The following is a 12,165-nucleotide window of genomic DNA, read 5'->3' as shown; positions in this document are numbered from 1 at the left end:
TTACACGAATTATAATTACACATAAAAAAGGCTTTCTGAATATTTCAGAAAGCCTTTTTTATGTATATTCGTTTAGTTTGTCATTCCTCGTTCCTCGGAATGACAAGATTGCGTTACAATTCTAGTGAGGTTGCTTCGTTCCTCGCAATGACATACTTTGTGGTTACTTCTCTTTGCGGAGTTACTTGCGGGGATTCCTCGTTCCTCGGAATGACAAGATTGCGTTACAATTATAGTGAGGTTGCTTCGTTCCTCGCAATGACATACTTTGTGGTTACTTCTCTTTGAGGAGTTAATTGCGGGGATTCCTCTTTCCTCGGAATGACAAGATTGTGTTACAATCCTAGTGAGGTTGCTTCGTTCCTCGCAATGACATGCTTTGTGGTTACTTCTCTTTGAGGAGTTGCTTGTGTGATTTCTCCCTTCGGCAGAAATGACAAGATTGTGTTACAATTGTAGTGAGGTTGCTTCGTTCCTCGCAATGACATGCTTTGTGGTTACTTCTCTTTGAGGAGTTGCTTGTGTGATTTCTCCCTTCGGCAGAAATGACAAGATTGCGTTACAATTGTAGTGAGGTTGCTTCGTTCCTCGCAATGACATACTTTGTGGCTACTTCTCTTTGAGGAGTTTCTTGTGTGATTTCTCCCTTCGGCAGAAATGACAAGATTGCGTTACAATTGTAGTGAGGTTGCTTCGTTCCTCGCAATGACATACTTTGTGGTTACTTCTACATTAATCTTTCCTCTTGCTTCTTTCCTCTTGCTTCTTGCTTCTATACTCTTTCTTCTATACTCTATCTTCTATACTCTTTCTTCTATACTCTTTCTTCTATACTCTATACTCTATACTCTACACTCTATACTCTCTTTTCTCCGCGTGAGGGATAGAGCTAAGCTACCGCAGTAGCAGCGAAAGCCCGACCGCAATAAAAAAATGGGCGAATCAACTTTATGCTGATTGGCCCATTTTTTTATTGTGGTCACGCCCTAATGCTTATTTTACTTCGGACTTGTAGCAATTACAAACTTCAAATTGTTCTTTACTCCTATCTGCAATACATCAACTAAATCTTGTACCTGAAGGTTAAACGGAATACGAACGACAACCGTCTGATCCTTGTCTGCTCCAATTTTAGTCATTAAACTGGTTTCCAGATTTTCGAAATCAACGGGTTCTTTGTCGATGTAGAATTTTTTATCTTCGGTAACGGATAAGCTGATCAGCTGTTTGTTTGTTTTTTCATTTGATTTCGCTTTTGGCAAAGTCATTTTAATAACATTAGGGTTTGCAAGCGTTGAAATAATAAGAAAAAACAACAGCAGGAAAAACATAATATCACTTAAGGATGACGTCGCCACTTCGGCATGAAATCTTCTTTTTCTCTTAATAGACATAGCTTATGCTCTTTGAATTATATTGACAAATTCTAAAATCTGTTTCTGAATTTTTAAAGCAAAATCATCAATTTTTCCGTTCAATAAGTGGTACGCGCTATACGCGATAATACCCACAATTAATCCTGAACCTGAACTGATCATTTTTTCATATAAACCACCTGAAATGTTTCCGATACTAATATTTTCTGTAACGGAGATGCTGTAGAAAATCTTGATAACTCCGGAAATTGTTCCGATGAAACCTAAGGTTGGTGCGATACCGGCAATAAGTCCAAGATGCCCTAAACGTCTTTCCATTTCGCCAATTTCAATATCGGCAGCGCGGTCCATGTTGGATTCAATTTCAGCAATTGGTCTTCCGATTACTAAAACACCTTCTTTCAGAATATTTGCTGCAGCAGTATCACTTCTTTCTACAATTGTACGGGCCAGTTCAATATTTCCTGCGTTTAGTTTATCACCCACATCCTGCATTAATCGGCTGTCAATTCTAGATGCTTTGCTGATGTACAAATAGCGCTCAAAAATGACATATATAGTGTAAAACAATAAGATAGCGATTGGAATCAGGAAAAAACCTCCTTTTAAGATAAATCCTAAAACTGAGATCTCGGTATTTGGTGCAATTTTTTCGATAACTACGTTAGATGCGGCGTTTGCAATGGTATCTGTTTGTTGTTGAATAAAACTAAACATATATTAATTCTGGTTTTTAATAATTAATTGTAAAAAATATTTGAAATTTGCAATAAAGATAATTTTCACTCCCTTATAAAACTAAAAAAATCGAAAATTATTTCAATTTGCAACCATTTTATCCAAAATAAATGAACTATCAAGAGACCACAAACTGGATGTTTAATCAACTTCCGATGTATCAACTTCAAGGCGCTTCGGCATACAAAGAAGATTTAACCAATATTAAACTATTGGCGGCACATCTTGATAATCCACAAAATCAGCTAAAATGTATTCACGTTGCCGGAACCAATGGTAAAGGATCGACTTCGCATATGCTGGCTTCTGTATTGCAGGAAGCGGGATATAAAGTAGGCTTGTACACATCACCTCATCTAAAAGATTTTAGGGAAAGAATCAAAATCAACGGTGAGGATATTTCAGAAGATTTTGTGATTGAATTTATCGAAAAGCACAAAAACTTTTTTGAAGCCAATGATATGAGTTTCTTTGAAATGTCGGTTGGTTTGGCGTTTGATTATTTTGCCTCAGAAAAAACAGATATCGCGATTATTGAAGTTGGTTTGGGCGGAAGACTTGATGCGACGAATATTATCACACCTTTGATTTCAGTCATTACCAACATCGATTTAGATCATACGCAGTTTTTAGGCCATACTCCGGCATTAATTGCAGGAGAAAAAGCCGGAATTATAAAACCAAATGTTCCGGTTGTTATTGGAGAATATACTCCGGAAACGCAGCCTGTATTTTTGGCTAAAGCCGAAGAAAACAAAACACCTATTTATTTTGCATCTGATTTAATTTCAGAAGTTTTTCCGTCAGATTTAATTGGAGATTATCAATTTCAGAATAAGAAAACCGTTCAACAGACAATCGCTATTTTGAACGCTACAACTAGTTTTAAAGTTTTAGATACAGCTCTAAAAACGGGTTTACTGAATGTCGTTAAAAATACTGGTTTGCAGGGCAGATGGCAACAGCTTGGCGAAAATCCGAAAATCATTTGCGACACGGCACACAACAAACACGGATTGGCGGTTGTGATGAATCAGATTCAGAAAGAGACTTTTGAAAATTTACATATTGTTTTGGGTGTTGTGAATGATAAGGACCTGGCTTCTATTTTACCACTCTTCCCGAAAAAAGCGCGTTATTATTTCTGCAGACCCGATTCTTTAAGGGGATTAAGCACTGAAATTCTGCAAGATACAGCCAAAAAGTATGATTTAGTGGGTGAAGAATACGATTCGGTTAAAACTGCATTTTTTAATGCTAAGAAAAATGCTACGAAAGATGATTTCATTTATGTAGGCGGAAGCACCTTTGTTGTGGCGGAACTCCCTTTAAAATAAGAAGATTTGTTTTTTTGAGAAATTGGCGTTTAAAAATTCCGAACAAAATCATAACCACCTGATTTTTAATACATTAAATTTGTTTAGTTTTTTTAATAACCAATACAAATTTAATCATGAAAACAAGAAGTACACTTCTGGGGCTCGTTCTATGGATGACCCTGGCGTGCGTCATTGGACACGCACAAGAAAAACAAGAAAAACCAAAACCGGTTTTTATTACGATGACCACTCAGCATCGAAGCATGGATGCCAAAGCAAAAGACTGGAAAGCAGCTGAACAGGAATACTTTGATAAAGTAACCAGCAAAAACGACCTCATCATTGGTTCAGAACTAATGACCCATTATTACACAGACGACAATACCGAAGTTATCTTGGTTAACGTTTACAAAACCTGGGAAGACATTGAAAAAGCAAATGCGGTAAGCGATGAACTAATCAAAAAAGCATGGCCGGACGAAAAAGCCAGAACTGCCTTTTTTGAAAAATATGATAAATTCTACACTCCGGTTCATTCAGACGAAATCTACCAAAGTATTACTTCTATTGGTGAAATCCCTTATAAAGACCAAACCAAAAAACCTATGATTGTTTACATCCGAAAATCTCAGATGAACATGGCGGGAAAAGGAAAAAACGTAAAAGAATTCAATGAAAAAATAACTTTCAAAGATCCTTACATAAAAGCCTATTATCCGTTTCGCCATTCCTGGGGCGCCAACAGTACTGATTTCATGGAGGCTTTTTTCTTTGATTCAATGGCCGATTTAGAAAAATCAGGCGAAAAAATAGATGAATTGATCAAATCGACCTGGCCAAATGAGAAAGATGCTGATGCCTTTTTTGATGAATTAGAAAAATCTTTTACCGGAAAACACAGCGATTATATCTACAGGAACATTCCGTCGCTATCAAAATAGAAATTTAACCTAAAAAATTACGATCATAACAAATTCTACCCCAACAAGATAGAAAACACATTAAAAAAACTTTAAATTTTTAGTGTGTTTTCTTTGCAGAACTCGAAAACTAGCGTATATTTGCACTCGCAATCACGAAATGATAGCAACCTAGTAAAATAGGGCGATTAGCTCAGCTGGTTCAGAGCACCTCGTTTACACCGAGGGGGTCGGGGGTTCGAACCCCTCATCGCCCACCAATTTCTAAAAACTCCAAAGTCATTTGATTTTGGAGTTTTTTTTGGTTCGAAAGTTACCTTAGAACTTTTAGAATATTCATCAGTGCCTAAATCCGCATGGATTAGTGATTCGAAGAACTTAAGGTTTTAAACAATCGATTTTTAATTAACCCAAACTTCTTTGTTTTTTAAATCAATTGTAAAAACATAATTACTAATTGCTTCGAAATTGAGAACCCCATCATAAATTATGTCTCTGACGAAAGGTTTTATTCTAAGCTTTTTTTCGCCAATAATAAATTCTGATTCCTGATTTTTTTCATTTTGCACTTTCCAAATTTCAGCACTTTCTTGTGAAATAAGTAGCGGACCGCTGTTTCCTGAATCAAAAAGAAACCAATAAAGATTTTTATCCTTTGGTATTCCAAAAAATATATTCAGCTCTGATCCTTCCAGACCGTTTGCAAATCTCGTTTTTATAGGCAATTTTCCTTTTACCTTTTTTTTAGCAGAATTTTTATTTTCGACAATTACAATACTTTTAGAAAGATCAATTGTCAGAACATTTCTCTCAAAGGATTTAAGAGATATAATGCCGTCAATTCTTGGAAAATCTTTAGGAAGAATAGTCATCAAATCCCAAACACTCACTGTTTTATGAAATAAATTTGTTTTACCTATTGTGAGTGCAATATCATTTGCTTTTTTTGCCTTAATTATCTCTCCGCTCATCCTAAACCCTGTTATACAACCATATATTTCTTTATTTAAAGATTTTGCAATCTCCGGAGAAATGAACGTATCAGCCCCACCAGTATCAAAGAGAAAATTATATTTTTTCCCATCAATAAAAACATCTATTGTTTTCATGTTTTCAACATACGCTTTAAGTTGAATGGTGTCTTGCGCAAAACTGGAAATGGCAATGCACGCGAACAGCAGACTAAATACTGTTTTTTTTGTTTTCATAATTCTTTTTGCTTACTCTAAATTTGGTTTTCAGCATTATCCCGTTTAGACAATATTATCTTTGTTAATAGGGAGCAAATTTGATTTATTATTTGTTGCAAAACGACCGATTTCATGAAGTCGAACCAAATAATCAATAATTTTATCTAATCAATTTTAGAATGAGTTTTTCTATATTCACTAGGTGTCAAAGAAGTATGTTTTTTAAAAGCAGTATTAAATGATGATTTTGAATTAAAACCTACTTTGTACAGAATTTCTAAAGCCGTTAAATCGCTTTTAGAATGATTTTGTAATAATTCCATTGCATTTTCAATACGATATTGATTTACAAAATCAAAAAAGCGCATATTCATATTTGAATTAACCAAAATCGATAATTCACGGGCTGGCATATTTATTTGTGAAGCCAAATTTTGCAATGAAAGTGATGGATCTAAATAAGGTTTTTTTTCAATCATATATTTCTTTAGCATTTCAACTTGAAAATTGATAATATTATGATTATTCTTTTCTTCCTGAATTAAGGTTTTCTGAATATGTGTTTTGGTAAAGCCTTTTACTAATTTTAATTCAGAAGTTATTCCTTTAAAAAATTCTGAATATTTAAGCGATTGTAAAACAAACCAACTTATTGCTATCAATGCAATGATTTCTAAAAAGCCGTTAACAAATATCAAAAGTTGATGATAATCTGTATATCTTAGAATATTTTTAAAAGTCCCAAAATAGTGAACTATTGCAAATACAATTGTTATTTGAAATAGCCATTTATAAATGAAATTAGTAGAAAACGAATTATTTTCGAGATAGATTTTTTTATACTTTTTCAATAACGAAACGATCATTATAACGTATAAAAAATATTGCACTTCAATCATAATTTGAAAAATTATCATTTCAGCAGTTTCGGAATGATGTCTGAAAAAAAATCTTTGATCGAATTCATTTGAATAGATTCTAAAAACTAAAATTAAGTTAAGGACCACAAATGGAATGCAGTGCAGTAAATATTTTGTTTTCAATTGAAAATCTTCATAACAAAGGGACAACACATATACATAAAAGAGAGGGATATTCAATAAAATCATGGTCCATCTAAAAACTTCTATACTTGTGTGAATGGAAATAATAGTGTTGGAAATAAAAGCCCCGCTGGCATCAACAGCAGTAAGAATGAGGTAGCCTGCAAAAAGTCGATTTGATAGTTTTTTATTGGATTCGGCTGTCAATAAAAAAACAACAAGAAGAAATAAAATAAATACAGAAATTATTGCGATGGTTTTTAGAAAATTGAAACTATCCATTTAAGCAATTTTATTTTTTTACTCTCTTAATTTTTATATTATGACTAAAAATAGTCTTTTCTGACAGGCTAAGATATGAAATATCTCCTAATCAGTTTTACTTAAAACTACTTGCTTGAAAGCTTCTTCAAATCCTGCATAAAATGGTTCGTAAACAGGTTCGTAAGGGCCACCAAAAAACTCCTTAAGAAATTAAGGAGTTTTTTTTTATGCTATATTTTCTTGTGACTCGCTGTTGCGGGCACGGATTGCAAATCCGGGATCAATACGAAAACCTGTGGATTATCAAATATTACGCATAAATGTTAGTTAGGAATCAAGACGAAAAGCTGTGGAGCAGCAAAAATTCATTTCTTAATCAGTTGATAAAATGGCATAACCGTAATGATCAGACCATCCTGATTTTAGTGGCAATAATTGCCTTGTATGTGCTTCTCGAATCATTCCAACTTTCTCTAAAACACTTAATGAACCAATATTTTCAATTGCACAACCTGCTTCAATTCTATGAAGTTTTAAATTTTGGAAACCAAAATCAATAATTTTTCTCAGACTCTCTGTTGCAAAACCTTTGTTCCAAAATTTGAAATCGAACTTAAACCAAACTTCTGCATTTTTGTATTTCTCTTTCCCTAAGTTAATTGCAATTAATCCTATAAATTCTTTTCCTTCACTTAACTCAACCACAAATGTGTAGCTTTTGTTATTTTCTAAATTATTATCAGAAATCCATTTCTCTACAATAATTCTTGTTTCAGTTATGTTATTTGGAATTCCTAAAGTATTAAACTTGTCCGTTTCCCCCAAACTATGTAATTTATGAATATTACTAATATCTTCTTCCGAAACTGGTCTTAAATTCAACCTTTCCGTTTTTAAATTTATGTTGTTCATTTGTTATTTAAATATCCGTTTTTGCCAGGTGATCATTATTTTTCAATTATTTTCTTTGGAAGGTTAAAATTTTGATCTTTCAATATTGCTATAATCGCATCTGAGATTTCAAAAACTTTTCCGTTATAATTGTTATCTAATAGAATTATTGTAAATTTTTCTTCAATATCGGAAACTAAAATTGCTTCATAATTTCCAGCTCTTCCGTCGTGTAGATGTTCAATTAACTTTCCATTTTTATATTTTGCCTGTCCCAATGCCGATTGAGTATCGGGCAAATCAAACTGCTGACCTAATTTGTAAAGTGATTTTTTAGTAATTACTTTATTGTTGTGAAGACAATTTGCCCATTTTAATAAATCAATCGTTGTGAGATAAGTTCCTCCCGTTATTGGTAAATCATTTTTGTCCGGAACTAAATTATTATTAAATCCTTTAGCTATGTTTTCTTGCTCTTCTAAAGGAGTCAATTTAGCGGTATACATTTTGCAAGGTTCAAAGATGAATGTTTCTGCATAGGTTTTAAAAGATATCCCTGTTATTCGTCCAACGACAAACTGTCTTAAAAAAATATTATTATTGTTATAATCGTAATTTGTACCAGGTTTAAAATCGAGTGTGTCAATGCCCATTAAACCATCAAAAAGATCTTTGTCATTTTTAATGATTTTCCAATTTACATTAGGTATTCCGCTTGTGTATTGCAATAAATCTTCAATCCTAACCTCATTTGCCCATTTTGGTAATTCGGGAATAAATTTAGAAACCTTATCCTCCAATTTGAGTTTTCCTTGTTCTTGCAATTGGAGTAAAGCAACCGCACTAAATTCTTTGGTAATAGAACCAATATTAAATCTGTAGTCAGAAGTTAATTTATTTGTTTTTGTTGCGTCAGTAAATCCAAATGAAGTGTTGTATATTATTTTATTATTTTTTGAAACAAGTACATTTCCATTAAAAACTCCAATTTGGCTTGACCATTTCATTAAAGAGTCAATTTGTTTTATTTGCTTAGTTTGAGCAAATATGTTATTTGTGAGAAGTAATACAACAGTGAAAATTGAGAATAATTGTTTGTTATAGCGCATCGTTTAATTTCTTGCTTTCTTTATAAAATTTGGTCAACTGCCGTTTTATACCTTATGTTTAACACCTAATTAAGGCGAATATACGAAATACTTTTACTACAATTCATTAACCTTTTTTTGGAATACTTTTTTAAAGATTCTGATAATTTTTTTATTGAAATTTTCTTTAAATGATTTAGAAAATGGTTCATAAACAAGTCCGTATGGATCACCCAAAAAACTCCTTAAGAAATTAAGGAGTTTTTTATTGTCTATTTTCCAGATATACTCTTGCCACCAGAGTTGCTTATAAATCCTGATTTCCGAATCATTTATTTTTCTTTACGAATACCTTCAACTTTAGTATTCAGATTCCCTCTTATTAAATTTACAGCAGTTGCTTTTCCATCATTAAATTCAAATTGCAACAAGTTAGGATAATCAATAATTTTAAATAAACCATTTTTCAAATACACCAACTCATTATCATTTTTTCCTTTAAAATGCTCCAATAATGCTGACTCAACATAAAGGCGGTTATTTTTTTCTACTATTTTGGTTTCTACCCCCTGCCCATAAAGGAAATCGTCATAAGTTCCAATTAGTTTTTCTTTTACAGCTAAAGGCATTTCCTGAATGCTTTCAGTAATTGTTTCATTGTTCCAATTCATCAACTTCAGAATCGTTTTTTGAGTTTGCCCCATTACAGGAAAACGATTGGGTTTTTCTCCATTGGCAAAAAATACAAAGCCATTCCCATCTGTCATGGTAGCAGCAACAGTACCCCCGACTCCGGTATTGGAACCATTACACCAAAACCACTCATAGTTATTGTAACCAAAAGACTTTTGCCATCCGTAGCTCCAGCCTCCAACAGCATTTTTTAGAGCGGTTACTGCTGTTACTTTTTTTGCCACATCATGAGAAATCACTTTGTTGTTTTTATTGCGTAAGGCATTTTGCATTTCGATAGCCAGTGTAGCTAAATCAGTTGGCGTAGACCACATGCCTGATGGTCCAACTTGTGGTGTAATTGGCAAACCTGTTTTAATCACTTTTCCGTCTTTATCATGAACCAGAGCTACATTTGTTGGAAAGCCACTTTCGTTTGGCTGAATCATTGTAGTGTTTTTCAAGCCAAGAGGTGAAAAAATATATGCTGCAGCAAGCTCTGCCATAGATTTATTAAACGTGTCTTCTAATGCCATTTGAATAATGGTATAACCGCCTCCACTGTATTGCCAGCTAGTTCCCGGTGTAAACAAAAATTCTATCTCTTTATCATATCTCGGTATCTGTCCTAAAAGACTTTGTTTTATCGTTGGGATTACTTCGCCCTCATAATGATCTTCAAAACCTTCCTGGGTCGTACCCGCGGTATGATTTAGAAATTGTCTCCATGTTGGACTGTTATTTTCGGTAAACTTACTTTTTGGTAAATGCCAGCGTTTTAAAAAAGGATCTATTGGATCATCTAAATTAATTAGTCCTTTTTCTTCAAGCATAAAACAAAGAAGTGCCGTAATTGGTTTTGAAATTGAGGCTGTAGAAAAAGCAGTATTCTGGTCTATTTTTTCTTTAGAGTCTATTGATTTTACACCAAATTGGTTTGAATATACGATTTGGTAATTTTCAAAAACTACAAGACTGAATCCGGCAAGTTTGTATTTTTCTAATTGTTCGTCAATCTTTAAACTATCTGTCAAGAAGCTATAGTTCTTAATTTTCGGCAATGCTTTATGGCTTGTCTGACTACTTGAACTTGTTACTATAAGAAGTACTAGTAAATAAATAAGATTTTTCATGGTATCGATTTTTGGTTAAACGTTTATTTCGATACAAAGATGTGGAAGAAGCCATTCCTGCGCGACCGAAAGAAAAGATTCGAACGCATTTGCCTGAAAAAATAAGTACGAATCGTTTCAACAACAAGTACGAATAATTACAAAACAATGAATTACAATTGCTTACGATAAGAAGTTGGCGTATCTCCTGTATATTTTTTAAAAGCGGTATTAAAAGAAGATTTTGAATTAAATCCAACTTCATACAAGATTTCAAGAACGGTTACTTGATTTTTTGTACCATCTTTTAAAATATCCATCGCATATTCGATTCGATACGTATTAACAAAATCGTAAAAATGCTGTTCTAATTTATGATTGATTAAAAGAGATAAATCCCGAACAGGAATTTCAATAGCCACAGCAACATCCTGAATTGTCAACGAAGGATTTAAAAATGGTTTTTCTTGAACCATGTACTGCTTCAATTTTGATAATGATGCATTATATTCTTTTTCGTTTGCGACTGCTGGTTCATTATTTTTTTCTTCTAAAACCATATCCGAAACGAGTTTTAGTTTTGAGTCGATATTTCTAAATAAATCAGGATGATTTAATGCCTTATATAAATACCAACAAATAATAAACAGCTCTAATACTAAAATGACAATTTTGATCCATTCAGAGATGTAGGGGTAATCAGAAAATTTAAAAATATTTTTAAACATGACAATCAAATACAAAACAGACAGTACACTTGTAAACTGAAAAAGCCAGTTATACGAATTAATGCTCGTACCGGCATTATTTTCAAGATATAGTTTTTTTGCTTTTCGCAAAAGCATAAAAACGGCAACAAGATATACAATTGTCTGAAGATGAAACAAAATATGAGTGAACTGCAGTTCTATCATATTTTGACGGTTTAAAATAAATTTAATTTTAGAAGCGAGATCTACCGTATAAAAACGAGGTAATAAAATAATGTTTACAATTATATAGGGAAGCAAATGCAGGATGTATTTGACTTTAAACTTAAAATCAGAATAACAAACCGATAAAACATAAAGATAAAAAACAGGAATTTGCAAAAAAGAAAGTGTGTTTCTTAACATTCCAAAATTTGAAGGACCATCCGATATTATTTCGAATAAAGGCCCACTGACATCTATAGCTGTGATGCATAAAAAAGCAGCAAAAAGATAATTGCTTATTTTATATTTTGTTTTAACTGTCACCAGAAAAAAGGCAAATAATAACGAAATGAATAAAGAAATTACAGTTATAATAAGCAATACATTAATCTTATCGTTCATTATTTTTTGTGGTATAGTTAGGGTAAATAGTGTTTTAAAGGCGAATATAAGAATATTATTACTACAATTTAATAACTTTTTGAAATTGAGTTAGAAATGGGTTCTCAGTGTTATTTCTTTTAAAATTTTTCTAAAGCCTGCATGAAAGGGTTCATAAATAGTTCTATAAGAACCACAAAAAACTCCTTAATTTCTTAAGGAGTTTTTTTAACGCTTTATTTTTCTCAAAGAACTCA

Annotated in this window: 10 protein-coding genes and 1 tRNA gene; 3 read left to right on the top strand and 8 right to left on the bottom strand. The window is 32.8% G+C overall.

Going from position 1 to position 12,165, the window contains the following annotated elements:
* Positions 1-998: 998 nt before the first annotated feature.
* Both B0A65_RS03435 and B0A65_RS03430 read right to left on the bottom strand, forming a co-directional pair.
* Complete coding sequence (locus tag B0A65_RS03435) at positions 999-1,394, bottom strand: ExbD/TolR family protein (protein ID WP_056189070.1); 396 nt, start codon at positions 1,392-1,394, stop codon at positions 999-1,001.
* A gap of 3 nt (positions 1,395-1,397) precedes the next feature.
* On the bottom strand, positions 1,398-2,093 hold the full coding sequence (locus B0A65_RS03430) for a MotA/TolQ/ExbB proton channel family protein (protein ID WP_074659307.1): 696 nt from the start codon (positions 2,091-2,093) through the stop codon (positions 1,398-1,400).
* A gap of 131 nt (positions 2,094-2,224) precedes the next feature.
* Here B0A65_RS03430 and B0A65_RS03425 point away from each other — a divergent pair, with 131 nt between their 5' ends.
* The 3 genes from B0A65_RS03425 (at position 2,225) to B0A65_RS03415 (ending at position 4,613) form a co-directional block, all read left to right on the top strand.
* Positions 2,225-3,451, top strand: a complete 1,227-nt coding sequence (locus B0A65_RS03425; RefSeq protein ID WP_074659306.1) for a bifunctional folylpolyglutamate synthase/dihydrofolate synthase — start codon at positions 2,225-2,227, stop codon at positions 3,449-3,451.
* Between the two features lie 116 nt (positions 3,452-3,567).
* Positions 3,568-4,374, top strand: a complete 807-nt coding sequence (locus B0A65_RS03420) for a hypothetical protein (RefSeq protein ID WP_074659305.1) — start codon at positions 3,568-3,570, stop codon at positions 4,372-4,374.
* Positions 4,375-4,535: 161 nt separating this feature from the next.
* Positions 4,536-4,613 (top strand) — tRNA-Val (locus B0A65_RS03415).
* Positions 4,614-4,754: 141 nt separating this feature from the next.
* Here B0A65_RS03415 and B0A65_RS03410 read toward each other — a convergent pair.
* From B0A65_RS03410 to B0A65_RS03385, 6 genes are all read right to left on the bottom strand, one after another.
* The gene (locus tag B0A65_RS03410; protein ID WP_207556405.1) at positions 4,755-5,462 is read right to left on the bottom strand and encodes an aspartyl protease family protein; all 708 of its coding nucleotides are present in this window, start codon (positions 5,460-5,462) and stop codon (positions 4,755-4,757) included.
* Positions 5,463-5,707: 245 nt separating this feature from the next.
* The gene (locus B0A65_RS23440) at positions 5,708-6,460 is read right to left on the bottom strand and encodes a helix-turn-helix domain-containing protein (protein WP_242670217.1); all 753 of its coding nucleotides are present in this window, start codon (positions 6,458-6,460) and stop codon (positions 5,708-5,710) included.
* A gap of 762 nt (positions 6,461-7,222) precedes the next feature.
* Positions 7,223-7,762 carry a GNAT family N-acetyltransferase gene (locus B0A65_RS03400; protein ID WP_074659302.1) on the bottom strand — a complete coding sequence of 180 codons (540 nt, stop codon included), beginning with the start codon at positions 7,760-7,762 and terminating at the stop codon, positions 7,223-7,225.
* 35 nt (positions 7,763-7,797) lie between these two features.
* A complete protein-coding gene (locus tag B0A65_RS03395) occupies positions 7,798-8,748 on the bottom strand; it encodes a serine hydrolase domain-containing protein (RefSeq protein WP_089069605.1) in 951 nt (316 codons plus the stop codon).
* A gap of 413 nt (positions 8,749-9,161) precedes the next feature.
* Entirely contained in the window at positions 9,162-10,634 is a 1,473-nt protein-coding gene (locus B0A65_RS03390) for a serine hydrolase domain-containing protein (RefSeq protein WP_074659300.1), read from the bottom strand.
* A gap of 152 nt (positions 10,635-10,786) precedes the next feature.
* Positions 10,787-11,929, bottom strand: a complete 1,143-nt coding sequence (locus tag B0A65_RS03385; protein ID WP_074659299.1) for a helix-turn-helix domain-containing protein — start codon at positions 11,927-11,929, stop codon at positions 10,787-10,789.
* Positions 11,930-12,165: the final 236 nt, after the last annotated feature.

The organism is Flavobacterium frigidimaris (genome assembly GCF_002217275.1).
GTDB lineage: Bacteria > Bacteroidota > Bacteroidia > Flavobacteriales > Flavobacteriaceae > Flavobacterium > Flavobacterium aquidurense.
This window is presented reverse-complemented; position numbering and strand designations above follow the sequence as displayed.

Coding starts and splice junctions, on each gene's coding strand:
- B0A65_RS03435 (WP_056189070.1), bottom strand. CDS start 1,394: ATGTCTATTAAGAGAAAAAGAAGATTTCATGCCGAAGTGGCGACGTCA.
- B0A65_RS03430 (WP_074659307.1), bottom strand. CDS start 2,093: ATGTTTAGTTTTATTCAACAACAAACAGATACCATTGCAAACGCCGCA.
- B0A65_RS03425 (WP_074659306.1), top strand. CDS start 2,225: ATGAACTATCAAGAGACCACAAACTGGATGTTTAATCAACTTCCGATG.
- B0A65_RS03420 (WP_074659305.1), top strand. CDS start 3,568: ATGAAAACAAGAAGTACACTTCTGGGGCTCGTTCTATGGATGACCCTG.
- B0A65_RS03410 (WP_207556405.1), bottom strand. CDS start 5,462: ATGAAAACAATAGATGTTTTTATTGATGGGAAAAAATATAATTTTCTC.
- B0A65_RS23440 (WP_242670217.1), bottom strand. CDS start 6,460: ATGATAATTTTTCAAATTATGATTGAAGTGCAATATTTTTTATACGTT.
- B0A65_RS03400 (WP_074659302.1), bottom strand. CDS start 7,762: ATGAACAACATAAATTTAAAAACGGAAAGGTTGAATTTAAGACCAGTT.
- B0A65_RS03395 (WP_089069605.1), bottom strand. CDS start 8,748: ATGAAATGGTCAAGCCAAATTGGAGTTTTTAATGGAAATGTACTTGTT.
- B0A65_RS03390 (WP_074659300.1), bottom strand. CDS start 10,634: ATGAAAAATCTTATTTATTTACTAGTACTTCTTATAGTAACAAGTTCA.
- B0A65_RS03385 (WP_074659299.1), bottom strand. CDS start 11,929: ATGAACGATAAGATTAATGTATTGCTTATTATAACTGTAATTTCTTTA.